At 34.5% G+C, this 17,488-nt stretch carries 16 protein-coding genes; 5 read left to right on the forward strand and 11 right to left on the reverse strand.

Annotated elements, in window-relative coordinates:
* Positions 1-33 precede the first annotated feature (33 nt).
* From A4F88_RS04060 to A4F88_RS04080, 4 genes are all read right to left on the reverse strand, one after another.
* Complete coding sequence (locus A4F88_RS04060; RefSeq protein WP_068841223.1) at positions 34-618, reverse strand: hypothetical protein; 585 nt, start codon at positions 616-618, stop codon at positions 34-36.
* Positions 619-634: 16 nt separating this feature from the next.
* Positions 635-1,225, reverse strand: a complete 591-nt coding sequence (locus tag A4F88_RS04065; RefSeq protein ID WP_068841224.1) for a hypothetical protein — start codon at positions 1,223-1,225, stop codon at positions 635-637.
* A gap of 130 nt (positions 1,226-1,355) precedes the next feature.
* Positions 1,356-2,063, reverse strand: coding sequence for a hypothetical protein (locus A4F88_RS04070; protein WP_068841225.1), 708 nt, complete (start codon positions 2,061-2,063; stop codon positions 1,356-1,358).
* A 621-nt stretch (positions 2,064-2,684) separates the two neighbouring features.
* Positions 2,685-3,551 carry a WGR domain-containing protein gene (locus A4F88_RS04080; protein ID WP_068841227.1) on the reverse strand — a complete coding sequence of 289 codons (867 nt, stop codon included), beginning with the start codon at positions 3,549-3,551 and terminating at the stop codon, positions 2,685-2,687.
* A gap of 571 nt (positions 3,552-4,122) precedes the next feature.
* Between A4F88_RS04080 and A4F88_RS04085 the strand changes: the two genes are divergently transcribed.
* A complete protein-coding gene (locus A4F88_RS04085; RefSeq protein ID WP_068841228.1) occupies positions 4,123-4,713 on the forward strand; it encodes a DUF4142 domain-containing protein in 591 nt (196 codons plus the stop codon).
* Positions 4,714-4,914: 201 nt separating this feature from the next.
* Here the strand turns inward: A4F88_RS04085 and A4F88_RS04090 are convergent, their stop codons facing one another.
* From A4F88_RS04090 to A4F88_RS04115, 6 genes are all read right to left on the reverse strand, one after another.
* A complete protein-coding gene (locus tag A4F88_RS04090; protein WP_178368476.1) occupies positions 4,915-6,276 on the reverse strand; it encodes an amidohydrolase in 1,362 nt (453 codons plus the stop codon).
* Between the two features lie 116 nt (positions 6,277-6,392).
* Entirely contained in the window at positions 6,393-7,265 is an 873-nt protein-coding gene (locus tag A4F88_RS04095; RefSeq protein ID WP_068841230.1) for a helix-turn-helix domain-containing protein, read from the reverse strand.
* Between the two features lie 182 nt (positions 7,266-7,447).
* Positions 7,448-8,500, reverse strand: coding sequence for an NAD(P)-dependent alcohol dehydrogenase (locus A4F88_RS04100; RefSeq protein WP_068841231.1), 1,053 nt, complete (start codon positions 8,498-8,500; stop codon positions 7,448-7,450).
* Positions 8,501-8,636: 136 nt separating this feature from the next.
* Positions 8,637-9,041, reverse strand: a complete 405-nt coding sequence (locus A4F88_RS04105; RefSeq protein ID WP_068841232.1) for a cupin domain-containing protein — start codon at positions 9,039-9,041, stop codon at positions 8,637-8,639.
* 96 nt (positions 9,042-9,137) lie between these two features.
* Positions 9,138-9,554, reverse strand: coding sequence for a (R)-mandelonitrile lyase (locus A4F88_RS04110; RefSeq protein ID WP_068841233.1), 417 nt, complete (start codon positions 9,552-9,554; stop codon positions 9,138-9,140).
* A gap of 188 nt (positions 9,555-9,742) precedes the next feature.
* Positions 9,743-10,615, reverse strand: coding sequence for a helix-turn-helix domain-containing protein (locus A4F88_RS04115; protein ID WP_068841234.1), 873 nt, complete (start codon positions 10,613-10,615; stop codon positions 9,743-9,745).
* Positions 10,616-10,977: 362 nt separating this feature from the next.
* On the opposite strand from A4F88_RS04115, the gene A4F88_RS04120 reads away from it, so the two are divergent.
* From A4F88_RS04120 to A4F88_RS04130, 3 genes are all read left to right on the forward strand, one after another.
* A complete protein-coding gene (locus A4F88_RS04120; protein WP_068841235.1) occupies positions 10,978-11,568 on the forward strand; it encodes a TetR/AcrR family transcriptional regulator in 591 nt (196 codons plus the stop codon).
* A gap of 60 nt (positions 11,569-11,628) precedes the next feature.
* Positions 11,629-12,078, forward strand: a complete 450-nt coding sequence (locus tag A4F88_RS04125) for a PaaI family thioesterase (protein ID WP_068841236.1) — start codon at positions 11,629-11,631, stop codon at positions 12,076-12,078.
* A 163-nt stretch (positions 12,079-12,241) separates the two neighbouring features.
* Complete coding sequence (locus tag A4F88_RS04130) at positions 12,242-13,792, forward strand: DHA2 family efflux MFS transporter permease subunit (protein WP_068841237.1); 1,551 nt, start codon at positions 12,242-12,244, stop codon at positions 13,790-13,792.
* Positions 13,793-13,923: 131 nt separating this feature from the next.
* Here A4F88_RS04130 and galA read toward each other — a convergent pair whose 3' ends face one another.
* Positions 13,924-16,758 carry a beta-galactosidase GalA gene (galA, locus tag A4F88_RS04135; protein ID WP_068841238.1) on the reverse strand — a complete coding sequence of 945 codons (2,835 nt, stop codon included), beginning with the start codon at positions 16,756-16,758 and terminating at the stop codon, positions 13,924-13,926.
* A 296-nt stretch (positions 16,759-17,054) separates the two neighbouring features.
* On the opposite strand from galA, the gene A4F88_RS04140 reads away from it, so the two are divergent.
* Positions 17,055-17,438, forward strand: a complete 384-nt coding sequence (locus A4F88_RS04140; protein WP_068841239.1) for a hypothetical protein — start codon at positions 17,055-17,057, stop codon at positions 17,436-17,438.
* Positions 17,439-17,488: the final 50 nt, after the last annotated feature.

The raw sequence follows: 17,488 nt of genomic DNA on the forward strand, positions 1-17,488 counted from the left end.
TTAACCCTTGTTTATAAAAGATTTTATTTTTTTTTAATGGCAATACTCTTTAAACTTAATCGTTTTCAATGCTTTTATAAATTCTTTCTCTGTTTTCTCTTTCAAATTTTGTCCATAAAAAGACATTCTTGTTTTATTGAAGTTTTTTTTACTTCCTTCTAAACTATCAATATAAATACCAGTTGTACCAAACTCTTTATTTACTGGTGTAATTAACTTTGCCATAAAACAATCAATTTTTTGTGATACAAATTTTTGCTTCAGATACTTTTTAAAATCAATATTCCCGGAAATCGAATCTACAACTAAATGCTTCGTTTTCTTTAAAAGCTCTTTTTGTATTTTACTTAATTCTGCATAACTTTTTTTATCATATACTAAAGAGATATTATTTTTAGTCACATCACCCGAATACCAACCAATATCAAAAATTAAAGTATCTTTTTTCTCCGTAATAACTCCTCCTACATAACTATCTGTTCCCTTGATTTCAATTTGACTCCAATCTTGAGGAACGGTTATCTCAAAACTTTCAAAGTCAATTGTTTTATATTCTGACTTAGAATTACAGCAACTAATTAAAATAGAGGCTAATATTAAAAATAATGTTTGTTTCATTTTTATCTTTTAAATTTTAACTGATTTCTATATTTCGATCAAAATATTTTCGGAAAAAAATTGTAGCATTATTAATATCAGTTTGATGTAATTCAAGATGCTGAAAAAAACAATTTTTACCATCTTTTAGCTTTAAGATCAAATCATCTTTAGTAAATACAATACTTTCAATTTGTTCTATTTCTATAAAATGTTTTTGCTTTCCATTTTCAAAATACAAGATTTTATTTTCCTGTTTTATTAGTGCACTTGGAATAATAATTACACCTTTTAGAATCAATAACAAACCTGAAATAAAAAAAAGAAGTGATATCATTTTTTCGTTTTCATAAACAGAAAAGAATATAATGGAACCTACAAAAGCCATAAGCCCAAAAATAAAAGGCAGTATATTTAAATAAGTATCATTACTACTTTTTAATCTAATTTCATTATCATAATTATTGTTTAAATATTTTATTGATTGGTATATATCAAATAATAGTAAAGGCAAACAAATAAATGGAATATAATTACTTAAGCCTGGAATATATTCGTCAATATCTATAAAAAAGGCTAATAAAAGGACTCCACATATAATATTTAAAATAATTGTACTGATTTTCATATTATACTTTTAATTGCAGTTATAGTAAACTGCTGCGCTAATATAAAACAAAACCTATTACAAATAAACTTACAATAAAACCTGCTGTTTGGGATGTTAGCCCAACGCATACCAAACAGCAGATAATTTTTTATATTTCTTTGTAAAAAGATTTTCCTTCACGTAACCTGTCATACCATTCATTATCGTTAATGGTGTCATAGTAATCATCCATTTCGTCCATTTCATCTTCTTCTATTTGTTCATCGGTTACAGGCTCGTTAAGTATAGCATGATCAACCAGGTCGTAAAAAGCCCTGTCGCTCATAAAGTCAATATTATTTTTCTTTTCATTTACGCGCCAGGTGTTGCCGTAAGCTTTTTCAAAATTGATTATACCGTTTATTTCAAAAAAATGTTCTTCGGGATAAAAGAATTCGGCCTTTGCATTGCCTTGTATAATGGCTGAACAATCGTTGTAGTGGCCTATAAGAGCGCCTTCTATTTCTACATTACCCAGTACTTCTAACGTGCCACCAGTTATAAGATTTTTAGCTTTGAAGTTGCCGCCTACAAAAAGAAATGTGATTGGCTCATCATCATAGTGCTCTAACAAACCATTTACAGTAAGGTTACCGGTTACAATGAGGTTGTTTACTTTATCACCCAACTCAAAGTTCCCATCGATGGTAAGATCGCCTATACATATCAATGTATCACAACCCCATTCATTTTCTTCATCATAATCTATATGATATTCCAATAGTTCTTTATCTATGTTTGATTTTTCAATCAGCTTATAGATTTCTTCTTTGCTTATTTCGCATTTGCGTAAACTTTTTGTGTTTTGTAATAGCATATGTTTTTTGTTTTGATAGAATTAATAAGATCTTTTTTTTATTTTTTGTACTAAGCAGCATTGCTACTGTTGGGCTTTTGTTGCCTCGCACACTTGTACCATAGTAATACTATTGGGCAATGTACTGGTTGTTGTATTTATACTTATTTTTTTTGACAGAATTTACAGGATTTACATGATTGTTTATTAAAGGTTGTTTCGAAAAATTTGCATCCTGCACTGAAGACGCATAAGCAATAGCATAGGGCAACTCCCTATGAATAGTAGCGAACCTAAACCTAAGCCCTGAAAGGGCGAAAGCCATTGCGTTATTATATTCGTTTGTTTTGTTCATAATTGCTTACGCCCTTTCAGGGCTTTTTTTATTTGCTTGTTCATAGGGCGTTGCCCTATGCTATTGCTTTCGGGCTTTCAGCCCTTGCTTCTTTTCGCTGTTCGGGATGTTAGCACAGAACATCCTGAACGGTTGTTAATAGGGATTTGTAATCCCATGATGTAATGGATTTGGAAATCCATTTTTATCTGTAGTTCCACATGCGCTGCGCTAACATGTGGAACAGCAAATCCTTAAAATCCTGTCTGTTATTTTAATAGTTGCACTGTAGTTGTGTTCAAAAAAAATTATCCCATATCACAATCTTCCAAGCGTGGATCGTTTTCCAGTATGTAATAGCTTATTACTCGGAGAATGAATCCTGGTATGCCGAAGGCTGTATTCAGTTGCTTGTCGCCGCCAAATATGCGGGCATCACTAAAATCTCCGCCGTGGTCAAAGGTGATGATGAGCGGTTCGCCTAATTTGTTTTTACGTCCTTTGTCGAGCAGGAACCAGTTTTGTGCAGCCTGTGCAAAATCTTTGTAACGTTCTTCGTTGCTGCTGAATTTTCCGTCTTCGTCTTCTTCAAAATCATAATCATCATAACCTTCAAAAGAACCTGAGTCGCCGGATGCATCCCAATAGAAGCCGCCTACATCGCCATTGTCGAACGTTACTGAGCCATGCAATGCTGCTGCTTTGCGGTGAGATGCGGGCATGTCTTTTGGTGCGCGGGCTGCATTGGGTGCGCCAAATTGTGCGGTGTACACTGTGCCATCGGTGGCTTTCAGGTCCAGTTCAAGCCAGCCGGCATTGTCCCTGCATGCTACAAGGCGTGCAAGCAGATCTTGCAGAATTTCTTTACATGCAGGCGTTGCGGCCCAGGACTCAAAATGTTTTTGCAGTGCTGCTATTTGCTCTGCAAGCGTTCCTTTTGCTAAGGATACTCTTTCTGCCGTTGCTGCGCCTTCTTCTATATAACCTTTTTTTGTTTTTTCGGCTATTAGTTTGTCTGCTTCTTTCTGGCACTGCATTTCGGTGTCGAATGTTTTCGTTTGTGTTTGTCCGGTAGTACCTGTTTTGCCGTAGTTAACGGTAAAGCTGTTGCTGATTACTTCTATGCTCCAGAATTTTGAGCTTTTGTCGTCTGTGTAGGTGAATGTTTTTTTCATTTTTTTGTTATTTGTTTATTTTAGCTAATACCTTGATTTTTTGAACCAAATACTATTTAATATCACTTAGTTTGATAAAACAATTCCATACGGAAATGTTTTATCAAACACTCAACAATATACTTATGCTTGTTTTTTTTGGGGCTGATGCTAAAGTGGTATTTCCCATTCTTCTTTAATAAAATGGGGTGCATCTGCTTCAATTAGCGCTTTTACAATTTCCAGATAGCCGTGCTCTGAAGCAGTCTCTGTAGTTGTACTATTTTTTGTAGTTGCCTTTTTTATAGGATTGGTTTGGCAAAATCAACCAGATAGCACTGTAATATGTTATGACACGAATTAAATTATTATTCTTATCTGTGGTATTTTTATAAATTCTGATGTTATATACAGTGTATTTCTTATACAAAAATGTGTTGTTTTTCTTAAAAAAACAAAATATAATGCATTATTAACATAGCAATCTATATTATTACTGTATCCAAATCATATAACATTATTCAAAAATGCTGTAAGACATTCTTCACACAATCTGGATAATTTTACATCATAACATTTAAACTATGAAATCATGAAAAAAATAGTATTAGCCGGAAAAGCAATTTTAGGAGCAGGATTATTGATTATATTTTTGAATTCCTGTAAAAACGAAACCAAACAAGAAGATCCAAAAGAAGTAGCAGAAGATAGCAACGAAGCCAAATTTGACTCTGTTGCAGATAAAAAAGATGATTCGGAATTTTTAGTAGATATCGCAGAAGTAAATCTTGCTGAAATCGAAATTGGAAAACTGGCTCAAACCAAAAGTACCAATGCTGAAGTGAAGAAATTTGGAAAAATGCTTGTTGATGAGCATACCAAATCAGCTTCTGAAGTTAGCGCTTTAGCTAAAGCAAAAAACTTCACTTTACCAACTTCGTTAACTGAAGAAGGTCAGGATGAATATAAAAAACTAAATGAAAAATCAGGTCTTGACTTTGATAAAAAATTCGCCGATATGATGATCGACGGACACGAAAAAGCAATTGACAAATTGAAAAAAGCAACTGAAGACGCAAAAGATCAAGATGTTAAACTTTGGGCATCAAATAATATAGCACCGCTTACCGCTCATTTGGAGCATGCGAAATTGCTTAAACAAGACTTAGACAAAAAGAAATAAATTTAATTGGTTATTATTTATTTTCAAAAAACCCCTTAAGAGTTGAATTGCTTAAGGGGTTTCTTTGTTTTTAGGCACAAAGGTATTGATTTACAAAGGTTAAAAGGTTTTATAAAGACACACCACATGTACATTTAATTCGTTTAAGATATACTATAACAAATTAAGCCTTTGTTGCTTTGAAAATATACCTTTTTGAACCTAGGCTCCTAGCGAGCCGGCAATCATTTTACCTTTATAAAAAACGCCTTCTCTTTTAGGTAAACGTGCTACGGCTTCGGCGGAGCAGGTTGCTTTTACCAAAATAAAATTGGCTTCGTCATTTGCTGCAGGCCAAACACGTTTTCCTGAATCGTTAAGTGGTAAAATTTCATCTTTTGTTGCAATATGCAAAGCGCGGCTTAAACTATACTCATCCGTCCAGCCATACAACTGTGCGCAGAGTTTTGCTTTTTCGAGCATATCACAAGTCCCGAAAGGCTGCCAGTGATCTACAATACTATCGGTTCCGGTCATTAATTTTACACCGTATTTTTTCAAAGTCGGAATTGGCATTATGGTTTTCCCAATCGGAATCGTAGACACTACTCCTATTCCTAGATTTCCCATTTGCTCAGCTATTTTTTCCATGTCTTTTGGATCCATTCTTGCTAAAGCAAATCCGTGACTGATATAGGTTTTTCCTTGTAGTTGTTTATTTTCCTCTGTTCTTTTAATAATATATTCAATCGCAGATTTGCCGGCTGGAGGCGATTCATGCAAATGTATGTCAATACCTTTATTCGTATCAATTGCAATCTGAAACATGGTATCTAATGATTTTTCCATATTTCCATCAACGTTTGTAGGATCTAGTCCGCCTATGAAATCAATTCCCATACTGGCCGATTCTCTTAACAAAGATTCCGATTGCGAATATAAGATTCCGTGTTGTGGGAAAGCAACAATTTCCCAACCAAAACTATCTTTATTTTTCTCTAATGCTGCCTGCAAATGTTCTAAACTTTTTAATCCGCTTACAGGATCGATATTACATTGACAACGCGCAAAATAACTTCCCTGACTTTGCATTAGTTTGATCGCCTCTTCCGCTTTATGCTGAGAATCCGGTAACAATTGCGGAATTAACTTTTGCTCCAGCGTAATCATATCTTTTACCGTATAACCTTTTCTTGGTGCAGCATTCCAGGTTCCGCTGCCATAATAGGTTTTATCAATATGGATGTGCATATCTCGCAATCCCGGAAGCATTAAAAGTCCTTTGCCATCAACGGTTTTTAATTTCAAAGCAGGTTTTCCTGTAATGATGCTTTTAATTTTACCATCGGCAATGTGCAAATTATATAAAGCTGTTTTGGTGGCAATTACTTCATTCTTTTCATTGTATTCAAAACCATCTTCTAATCGTACATTCATTAAAAGATATTCGTTCAAAGCTGTTTTATTTTCTTCTGGCAATACTTGTGCTACTGCATTGCCTCCAATTCCTGAAAACAAGGCTGCACCGGTGGCTGCGGCTCCTAATCCTAAGAATTTTTTTCTGCTCATTTTATGCTCTTCCATAAATTATATTTTATCTTCTTTGAGTTTGTTATACGATTTTGCAATAACACTCTGACGACAAATAGAATGTATTGCTTTGCAAAAATCGTGATAAACTAAAAACGAGAACGGTAATATTACGGATAAGGATGGTAAAAATTATAACTTTGCTTAAAATCGCCCGGAGTTTTGCCTGTATATTTTTTAAATACTTTGCTGAAATAGGTATTATCATTAGACCCCAACTGATATGCTATTTCTTTGATAGACAAATCAGTACTGGTAAGCAAACGTTTTGCTTCGAGAATTGTCCTTTCTTTTATTACATCGCCTGCGGGAATTTTTAGATATTTCTGAGATAGAATATTAAGGTAATTGGGAGTAATATTTAATCTATTAGCATAAAAATTCACCGAAGATTCCTGATTAAAATGCTCATCAATCAAGGCGTTAAACCTCCTGATCATTTTTTCGGGTTTGGTCGAAGAATCATGCTCCGGAAATTGATTCAAATAATCCTTTTGCAATAACTTAAGCATTAAATGCAAACGAAGCAGTACTATTTCTTTGGTAAGCATTTCATTGTCAGACAATACCAGTTCGATTTCATGTAACTGATTTTTAAATTCCTCAAATTTTATCTGAGTTAAAGAAAGACAAGACGGTACACTTTGCTCAAAAAAAGGAAACACTCCTAAATTCGAGAAAATAGTTATTACATCTGCCGAAAGCATGAGTTGAAATCCTGTAGTATCTACATCAAGCGACCAGTTATGGACTTGTCCGGGCCTGATAAAATACACCTGATAATCCTTTACTGTATATTGTGTAAAATCGACATAGTGAACTCCCGATCCTTTCTCAACGAAAAACACGAGATAAAAATCATGTTTATGTGGTTGTTCAAATTCGTTTCTTCCCTTAACACTATGGCGAAATAAGGTAATACCCAAAGTTTCTTCTCCAAGTATATTACCAACAGATAAAACGGGAATCGGATATTTTTGCAAGGGAAAACTGGATTAATGGTTCACTTTCAAAATTAATAATTAAATGGTATAAGTTTTCCAAAAGAATAAAAAAAGGCCTGACTCAAATAGAGTCAGACCTTTTTTTATTCTGTGTAACTTTTTAGTTCGCGCAAAAGCTTACAGTTTATAAACCTCTGAACCTTTGTTACTTTGAACCTTTGTTACTTAAGAGAAGCCATATCAATTACAAAACGATATTTAATATCACCTTTTAATAATCTTTCGTAAGCATCATTTACTTCATTTACACCAATCACTTCAATATCAGCAGTGATATTATGCTCAGCGCAGAAATCAAGCATTTCCTGAGTTTCGGCAATTCCGCCAATAGCAGAACCAGCAAAACTTCTTCTTCCTAAAATAAGGCTAAATGAAGTTACAGGAAGCGGATCCATTGGAGCTCCAACCAAAGCTAATGTTCCGTCTACTTTTAGTAAATTCAGGTAAGAATCGATATTGTGTTCTGCCGAAACGCAATCCAGAATAAAATTCAGGCTTTTGGCATGTTTTGCCATTTGTTCCGGATCTGTAGACAAAACTACTTCGTCTGCACCCAAACGTTTTGCATCTTCTGTTTTTGATAATGAAGTAGTAAAAACCACCACATGAGCCCCCATAGCTTTTGCCAATTTGATTCCCATATGCCCTAAACCACCAATACCTACGATTCCTACTTTTTGTCCGGGACCAACTTTCCAGTGTTTTAAAGGAGAATATGTTGTAATTCCGGCACAAAGTAAAGGTGCAACTCCCGCAAGATCTAATTTGTCTGAAATGTGTAATACATAATTTTCATCAACAACAATACTTTGAGAATATCCTCCAAAAGTCTGTCCGCCTAAATGTTTGTCCGGTGAATTGAAAGTTAATGTACTTCCTTCATCACAAAATTGCTCCAAATCATTTTTACAATGCTCACATTCTCTGCAGGAATCGACCATACATCCTACTCCTGCCAGTTGACCAACTTTAAAGTTCTTAACATGATCTCCCACTTTTACTACTCTTCCCACAATTTCGTGCCCCGGAACGATTGGATAAATAGTTCCGTGCCATTCGTTTCTTGCAGAGTGTAAATCAGAATGACAAATTCCGCAGTATAAAATCTCAATTTCTACATCATGAGACAATACCGCCCTACGCTGAATGTCTAATGTTTGTAAAGGCGCTTCGGCAGCTTCTGTACCAAAAGCTTTTATGTTTTTTGTTTCCATGTAAAATATTTGTTTTTATTGTTTGTTTTTTGTTTCAGATTTCAATATCACAAAGCTTTTTTGTTTTTATTAAGGTACTGATACACTAAGGTTATAAGTTTTTTTTCTTAGAACCTTAGCGACTCAGCAACTTAGACTATTTTCCAAAACTAAAATACTCTTCGTCTGTAACGCTTTCCAGCCAGATTCCTTTTCCTTTATCTATTTCTGTAATAATACTAATGTGTGAAAAACGGCTAAAAGGTGTTGCGCCATACCAGTGTTCTATGCCTGGTAAAATTGTAATTACCTCATCTTTATGAAGCAAACGAATGGCTGAACCTTTTTCCTGAAAATAGCCAATTCCGTCTGTTGCGATAAATAATTGTAAACTTGCGTTGATATGCCAATTACATCTGGAACCCGGTTCAAAAGACACTTCTTTTATAACCGTATTATCCGGATGAATGTTGCTGGTTTGTTTTTTATATGAAACATCACCAGTCATAAAAGTATTCGGGATTTTTCCCTCTTCAATAGCAGAAGTATAAAGTGTTGACATAAAATTGATTTTTTGAGATTGATTTTTTATTTAAATAAGACCTAACAAAACCGTTAATTAACGTTAGATCACCAAAAACAACACTTTTTACTTTTATTATTTAAAGCTATTGTATTGTTCATCGGTTACTGGTTCCAGCCAGTCTACTATACCTTTTTCGGTATTAGTGCTAATAGCAATGTGGGTAAATTCGTTATCTGGTGAAGCTCCGTGCCAATGTTTAATTTCGGGCTGAATATTGACTACATCACCTTCCTGAAGCAACTGAATTGGTTTTCCTTCTTCCTGATAATATCCTGTTCCTTTTGTAACTATTAAGATTTGTCCGCCGGGATGTGTATGCCAATTGTTTCTCGCACCTGCTTCGAAAACTACATTACCCACAGCAGTATTTAAAACCGGATCATTTGGAACCAACATCTTCACCCATGCTTTTCCTGTAAAATAATCCGCAGAAGCTAAATCTCCTTTTGGGAAAATAGTTTCATTTAATTGATTTTCTGGTTCTTTCATAATTATTTTGTTTTTGTATATCAGTGCTGGAAACTAAATTAGAAAGCTAGAATGCGCTTTATAGAAGTTATATTTAGTCAGCGAAAAACCGATAGAGGTTAATACTAATTATTTCAGGGCAAAATTAGCTTAGTAATGCCAACCCGAAATAACAATAATCAAACAAAAAATTAAGAATTTGAAACAATTTAGGATCGTAACGATTTTGGAATCGTTCCGGTGAGTCTTTTAAAGTAATTATTAAAATAACTCGGATATTCAAATCCAAGCGAATATCCAATATCCGAAATACTCCAATCTGTGTGTTGCAGTAATGCTTTGGCTTCGCCAATGATTCTCTCCGTAATATGCGCCGTAGTGGGTTTTCCGGTTACTTCTTTTACAGAACGGTTTAAATGATTCACGTGAACCGCCAGGCTCTGTGCATAATCCTGAGGTGTTTTTAATGCCAAAGGTTCATTTTTTGTTTCAATAGGAAATTGTCTTTCTAATAATTCCAGAAATAAGGAAGTAATTCTCGAAGACGCATTTTTATGTTTAAAGAAATTTTCTGTAGGCTGCATTTTCATCGATTCATGCAAAATCAGATTGATATAATTACGGATTAAGTCATCTTTAAAAACATAATCCGTTTCCTGTTCTTCGATCATTTTTCGAAACAGTGAATCTATAAACACTTTTTGTTCAGGAGATAAGGTAAAAATAGGAGTTCCGCCAATTTTAAACAAAGGCGATTCATGGAGACTTTCAGAACGATCATTTGCCCTTAAAAACTCTTCAGTAAAAACGCAGGCATATCCTTCATAAACAGGCGAAATAATTTCCCACGAATACGGAATAATCGGATTTCCGAAAAACAATATCGTTCCGTCCGTTTCAATTCCGCGATCAGCATAATGAATAAGACTCTTACTGGTATTGATACAAATTTTGTAAAAATCCCTGCGGTTATAAGTCGGAATTTTACTCACATCACCGTTTACCTCATAGACTTTAAAGCCTTTTAGCTTTAAATCGTTTATACCAAGTTCAGAAGCTTGAAATTCTAATTGATCTTTCATGCGGCAAAGTTATGAAAATCAAACATAAAAAAACGATTTCGGGTTTAAAATGAATTGTTTAGAATTTAACCGCAATGTGCGCAAAGCTTTTTTATAGTAGATTGTCTTGACAAACGCCAAGAGCGCAAAGCTTTGTCAATTAGCTTTACGCACTTAGTATTTTGAAATTGCCACAATGAAACAAAAACTTTTAGGCTTTGAGGCTTTGCGAGATTAAAAAGAAACCTGCGCACTTTGTGGTTAATTTTTATTCTCATTTCAAACCTGAAACTTCAAACCTGAAACCTGAAACAAAATAAACCATCAAAAAATTGGATAATTATACCAATCGGTATATATTTGTGCTCTTATTTTTTACCATTATGAGTAAAGCCGAGAAAACGAAACAATTTATTATAGAAAAAACTGCTCCCCTTTTTAACATGAAAGGGTACAGCGGAACTTCTATGAGTGATATTACCACTGCTACCGGACTTACAAAAGGGAGCATTTATGGTAATTTCGAAAATAAAGACGAAGTTGCGATTGCTGCTTTTAAATTTAATGTAAAAAAACTTCAGGATACTTTTACCAATGAAATCGAAAAGCAAACCAGCTTTAAAGACAAATTGCTGGTATATCCAAGATTGTATTCTGACTATTATGATTTAAGGCTTACACAAGGTGGCTGCCCTATCATTAATACTGCCACAGAAGCCGACGACACACATCCTATTTTAAAAAAGAAAGTAGAAAATGTAATTCTTTCCTGGAAAGACAAATTAGTTTCTATTATCGAACAGGGAATTGCTGCCGGTGAATTTAAATCCCAGTCTATCGATCCTGAAAAAACAGCCTTAACCATTATTGCTATTATTGAAGGCGCTGTTATGATTACTAAAATTACAGGAAATCTATCTCACTTATCTACTATCATGCTTTCGCTGAATAAAATCATCGAAGACTTAGAATAATTATATATTTTTTTGACTAAAAATATACCAATTGGTATTATAATTAAATTACACAACTTAATGAAAAAACAAACAAGATTACAAGTATTACAAAATCATATTGACGGAGAATTTACAGCATCGCCATCACCTTTCATGCTTTGGATGAAACCTATAGTAGTCGCTGCCGAAGCAGGTACCGTTACATTCAAATATACAGTTCGTGAGGAAATGTCGAATCCGGTTAAGAGTTTGCACGGAGGTGTAACCGCTGCAATTGCTGATGATTGTATTGGCGCCACGATGTTCTCTCTTGATGAAGAAACTTTTTATACAACCATAAATCTTGTTGTAGACTACTTTGCTCCTGCTTTTGTTGGAGATACTATTATTGCCAAGACTGCCATTATCAGAAAAGGGAAACAAATTGTAAACGCACAATGCGAAATCTGGAACAGCAACCAAACAAGATTAATAGCCAGAGCCACTTCTAATCTTCTTAAAACTAATATTGTAAAAAAGGAATTGTAAATATTTTAAATCCATAGAAACACAGATTTTCAGCCTTTTTTAAGCATAAGAACTGTGTTTCTATGTATTAGTTATTTATTACAACTTACATTTTACATTTTACATTTTACAAAACAACACTTTTTTTTAACCAAAAATATACCGATTGGTATAAAATAATTTTATGACACCATTAAACCGAAAACTGCTCATTTTTACCGTTATTCTGGCTGCGATTATGGAATTAATTGATATTTCGATTGTAAACGTTGCACTTTCTCATATGAGCGGAAACCTGGGCGCTACACTCGAAGATACTTCCTGGGTTATTACTGCTTATGCTATTGCCAATGTAATTATTATACCTATAACGAGTTTTTTAAGTGCTAATCTTGGCAGACGAAACTATTATATTGGTTCGGTTATTTTGTTTACGTTTTGTTCTTTTATGTGCGGACATTCTTCTAATATCTGGATGCTGGTATTTTTTAGGTTTTTTCAGGGAATTGGCGGTGGTGCTTTATTATCTATCTCGCAGGTAGTGGTTTTTGAACTTTTCCCAAAAGACAAACAATCCACAGCAGGTGCTTTGTTTGGAGCAGGAATCTTCATTGGTCCAACGATTGGACCAACATTGGGCGGTTATATTACCGAAAACTACGATTGGCCGTGGATCTTTTTAATCAACATTCCCATTGGGATTTTAGTAACGATTTCCTGTTATTTCCTATTGCGTGAACCAAGCGTAAAACCGGAAATTACCAAAGTCGACTGGACAGGAATTGCTTTATTAGCAATTGGCGTTGGTGCCTTGCAAACGGTTTTGGAAAGAGGTGAAGTCGAAGACTGGTTTGAAACCCGCTATATTGTGGTGCTAACCGTAATTGCTCTTAGTACGTTACTTACTTTTATTTATTGGGAGTTAACGATCGAAAATCCAGTGGTAAACCTCAGGGTTTTAAAAAGTAAATCGCTGAGTATAGCAGCGATTCTAACTTTTGTAACAGGATTTGGTATGTTTATTTCGATCTATATAACTCCCGTTGTGGCACAACGTCTTTTAAGTTTTTCTCCTTATCAAACCGGATTGCTTTTACTTCCGGGAGCTTTGTTTGCTTTGCTTGCCTTAAAAACATGCGGAACACTTTTACAAAAAGGAGTTTCTCCCGTTATCATTATTGCAGCAGGATTTCTTTTGTTTATTTATTTCAATTGGCGAATGTCCGGAATGACTTTAAACACAAGTGCTGCCGAAGTTGCCACATCGCTTATTTTTCGAGCCCTGGGAATGGCTTTACTTACCGTTCCGCTTACAATGCTGGCCGTTTCTTCTTTGGATGATAAAGATGTCGGACAAGGCGCAGCACTCAACAATATGATGCGTCAACTGGGCGGATCTTTCGGTGTATCAATCATTAATACTTATATCGCACACCGATTTGCTGCTCATCGAAACGAATTGGTATCGAATGTAACGCAATATAATGTAATCGCTATGGATCGAATAAATGCCTATATCAAATATTTTCAAAGTAGAGGTTTTGCTTATAATGAAGCCAAATTTAAAGCATTAAAACTCACAGAAAATGTCATTATGAGACAATCGTCACTATTAAGTTACAGAGATGCTTTTTTTCTTGTTGGATTGTTTTTTGTCCTGACTTTGCCGCTTCTTTTATTTGTGATGAATAAATCAAAGAAAACAAAAACGAACATGATTATTTCAGATCATTAAAATTTAAATTCATCCATTAAATTATATGTCACCCGCCGGGGTTTAAGGAAAGCTCCAGCGGAACGATATATTTATAAAAATCTGCAAACATTTCTATTCTAAGCTCAACAGAACGACATCTGTTTTAAATGCTATTTATTCTTTAAATTAATGTTTAAAACATCTGCCTTTAGTCCTTTGGCGGAAGCCGATAAAATAACATCACTATCACTTTCATCTTTTTGAATAATAATCTGAGCATAACCGTTAAACAATTTACGTTTCCACGGATCTGATGGCGTAATCACCTGAATAATTCCCGGATCTGTATTCATAACATCCCAGTCTTTTATTTTTTGAAGCGGTTTTACAATGATATAAATTATGTTTTTCCCTTCTTTTAATATATCAGTCTTTAAAATGTATTTTTGAGCATCTTCTGCACTTGCTGTGACTTTATTTCCGTTAACAAAAATTACAGCCTCTACTCCTATTTTCTTATAAAAAAAATTGACACTATTGTTTTTAGAATTGTTTTTCAAATCAAATTCACCCTGATAAGCATAAGACAAAGCCTGATTTTTATAATCCCGGTCTTTAAAAGCTGTTACCCAATTATTTTGTGAATAAGAAGGCTGTTCCTGCGGCAAATTGGTTTCTGATAATCGCTGTTCTTTTAAATTAGTTATAGAAACCAAAGTGATATCATCAATAAAAGTATCTTTTTCTAAGGATGTTGGATCACCATTTCCAACTCCCAGAATCTTTCCTCCTTTTATCGAAAATGTAATTTCGTTATTTGCTGTTGGTACCTGCAACCCTTTTTTATCCAAAACTTCAACTGTTACTACAGCAACATTAGCTTTTAAAGGATTTTGTGCATCAACTAAAAGTTTAATCGATTCCGGATCTTCAGTTGTCTTCTGAATTTCAGTTAGGATTTTCCTGTCGTTTTTATATCCAATAGCCTGCAATGTTCCGGGTGCATATTTTACCTTCCATTCTAAATGTCCGTATTGCTCCATTTTCTTTTTTCCTAAACTCTTTTGGTTCAGGAAAAGTTCCACTTCATCACAATTAGAATATACCCAAACATCAATTTCTTTTCCTTCCATTCCTTTCCAGTTCCAATGTGGCATGAGGTGTAAAACGGGTTCATTTTGCCACCAGGATTTCAAATAAAACACATTGTCTTTTGGGAAACCACAAAGATCCATCATTCCGAAATACGACGTAACCGAAGGCCAGCCATAAGGTGTTGGTTCACCACGATAATCAAAACCGGTCCAGATAAACATTCCAGCCAGATAAGGTCTTGCCGCATAAAACTTCCAGCCTTCTTCAATACTGTAAAAAGTTGGTCGTGGCTTTTTATCATAAGCACTTTGATAATGGTTGGCATCATCAGTAAAATAAATCCCCCGCGTCGCAAAAGTCGAACCTTCTTCCGTTCCCATTCCGGATTGATTTTTAAACTCATTTCGATGCGCATCGATATCACCATTTCCCATATAATTGTAGCCCATAATTTCGACTACAGATGAGATTCCGCTTTTAAAACCACTGCTTATTCCTATTGTTACTGGTCTTGTTGGGTCAATACTTTTGCTAAATCCCTGCATTATATTAGTAATACGTTCCCCAACAATTCCGCCTTCAATATTCCATTCCTCATTTCCAACAGACCAGCAAAAAACACTTGGATGATTGCGATCCCGTTCAATCATTCGCTTTAAATCGTTCAAATGATAATCGTTAATTCCCATCAAACGTGTTTCATCAATCACCAGCATTCCTAATTTATCACAGGCATCGAGCAATTCCGGAGTTGGCGGATTATGCGAACAACGATACCCATTACAGCCCATTTCTTTAAGCTTTTTTATTCGGTAATATTGTAATTCATCGGGCAAAGCAGTACCAATTCCTGCATGGTCCTGATGATTGTTGGTTCCTTTTAGTTTTAAAGGTTTCCCGTTTAAGAAAAAACCTTTTTCAGCATCAAAACGGATCGTTCGTATTCCGAAATTAGTCTCATAACTATCAATAATTTTACCTTCTTGTTTGATCTGAGTCTGTAAAAGATACAAATTGGGCGTATCAATATCCCATAATAACGGATTTAAAACTTGTAATTTTGAAGTGATTTTTGCTGTTTTATAAAAATCCGGCGCCAATGTGTTTTCAGAAATACTGGAAACTTGCTTACCGGAAGGATCTAAAATTGTTTGTACTATTTCAATTGAACCTTTATAATTTCCTTTATTCTCTATGGTAACTTCGGCTGTAACCCCGGCATTTGAATTTTTGATTTCAGCAATTACATAAGTTCCGTTTGAGATTATATGCAAAGGATTTGTTTTTTGAAGATAAACATGTCTGTAAATTCCAGCGCCTTCATAAAACCAGCCTTCTTCCATAGAAGCATCGGCACGAACAACAATTGTATTTTCTCCGCCATAATTTACATAAGCTGTTACATCGTATTCAAAACCATTGTAACCACTTTCTTCTGTTCCAAGAAAATGACCATTGAAAAATACTTTTGAATTTCTAAAAACACCATCAAATTTTAGCGAGATAATCTTCCCAAGATCACTTTCAGGAATGGTTATTTTTTTTCGGTACCAGCCTATACTTTTTTCAGGAAAGCCTTTTCCGGCAGCTTTAAAACCATGGCTAAAACTTCCTTTTTCGCTAAAATCCTGTTCAACAGCCCAATCGTGCGGAAGATCTAGTTTTCTCCAAGCCCTGTCATCAAATCCCGGTGCTGCCGGGCCATCGCCAAAACCTGTTTTCGATAAGTAGGAAAAATAACCTTCGGCATGACCAAAATCTTTTTGTGTTTCATAAGAATGACCTAATGAAAAGCGCCAGTCTTTATCTATCAGGATTAATTGCCTTTCCTGTTTATCCTGAGCAAACGAATGGATCGAAATTAAACAGACAAAATACAGGAGTAATGCTTTCAGGGAAATAGTTTTCATAGATAATGTGGTTAGCCAGTGCGATAAAAATATAGATTTTAAACGAACAGAATTAATAGTATTTTATCAAAATATGATCGCTGACAACAATATTAGTTCGTTTTTGTAAACATAAAAGTTGATATTTACGATTTCAGAAAGCTGCCAAAAACCAATATTACTATTTGATATACAACTCAATAACACCGAATGTTAAAATTTAGAATCATTCTATTGCCTCTCTTTTATCAAATTATTTTGTTTTGATGTAATTTTATAATTGAATTAAAATAAAATTAGAAAAACGAGCTATTATTATGAGTGTTATTAATGATGAAAGTAAACTTATTAGCACCATTAAACGCGTTGATCAGAAGATTAATAAACTTAATGATCAAAAAATCATCGCCTTTTTTGAAGCTCTTGGTTTAACAGAAAGAGAAGATGTTCCTAAGAATTTCCTGGAATGGGAAACAATTCTTATTGTAGTTCCGGATCGCCATGTATCTCACCAGTTAAAATATTATAAGTATTCGATTGACAGACTTTCTTTTGTTACCAACCCGAATGCGCAGGAAATCCATATTTTTGATTTTAACGAATGGAAAAACATCACCCGAAATAAAACACAATTTCAAATTAGAGAATTATTAAAGAATAGTTTTGGCGGTGTACGAAACCATGCCGACAGATTGAATTGAGTTTGTTTCAGCTTATCCTCTAAACAAAAATACCTTTGTCTATAACTTTG

Origin of the sequence: Flavobacterium chilense (assembly GCF_001602525.1) — a bacterium.
GTDB classification, from domain to species: domain Bacteria; phylum Bacteroidota; class Bacteroidia; order Flavobacteriales; family Flavobacteriaceae; genus Flavobacterium; species Flavobacterium chilense.

Coding starts and splice junctions, on each gene's coding strand:
- A4F88_RS04090 (WP_178368476.1), bottom strand. CDS start 6,276: ATGGAAGAGCATAAAATGAGCAGAAAAAAATTCTTAGGATTAGGAGCC.
- A4F88_RS04070 (WP_068841225.1), bottom strand. CDS start 2,063: ATGCTATTACAAAACACAAAAAGTTTACGCAAATGCGAAATAAGCAAA.
- A4F88_RS04130 (WP_068841237.1), top strand. CDS start 12,242: ATGACACCATTAAACCGAAAACTGCTCATTTTTACCGTTATTCTGGCT.
- A4F88_RS04105 (WP_068841232.1), bottom strand. CDS start 9,041: ATGTCAACACTTTATACTTCTGCTATTGAAGAGGGAAAAATCCCGAAT.
- A4F88_RS04115 (WP_068841234.1), bottom strand. CDS start 10,615: ATGAAAGATCAATTAGAATTTCAAGCTTCTGAACTTGGTATAAACGAT.
- A4F88_RS04110 (WP_068841233.1), bottom strand. CDS start 9,554: ATGAAAGAACCAGAAAATCAATTAAATGAAACTATTTTCCCAAAAGGA.
- A4F88_RS04080 (WP_068841227.1), bottom strand. CDS start 3,551: ATGAAAAAAACATTCACCTACACAGACGACAAAAGCTCAAAATTCTGG.
- A4F88_RS04100 (WP_068841231.1), bottom strand. CDS start 8,500: ATGGAAACAAAAAACATAAAAGCTTTTGGTACAGAAGCTGCCGAAGCG.
- A4F88_RS04085 (WP_068841228.1), top strand. CDS start 4,123: ATGAAAAAAATAGTATTAGCCGGAAAAGCAATTTTAGGAGCAGGATTA.
- A4F88_RS04125 (WP_068841236.1), top strand. CDS start 11,629: ATGAAAAAACAAACAAGATTACAAGTATTACAAAATCATATTGACGGA.
- A4F88_RS04060 (WP_068841223.1), bottom strand. CDS start 618: ATGAAACAAACATTATTTTTAATATTAGCCTCTATTTTAATTAGTTGC.
- A4F88_RS04140 (WP_068841239.1), top strand. CDS start 17,055: ATGAGTGTTATTAATGATGAAAGTAAACTTATTAGCACCATTAAACGC.
- galA (WP_068841238.1), bottom strand. CDS start 16,758: ATGAAAACTATTTCCCTGAAAGCATTACTCCTGTATTTTGTCTGTTTA.
- A4F88_RS04065 (WP_068841224.1), bottom strand. CDS start 1,225: ATGAAAATCAGTACAATTATTTTAAATATTATATGTGGAGTCCTTTTA.
- A4F88_RS04120 (WP_068841235.1), top strand. CDS start 10,978: ATGAGTAAAGCCGAGAAAACGAAACAATTTATTATAGAAAAAACTGCT.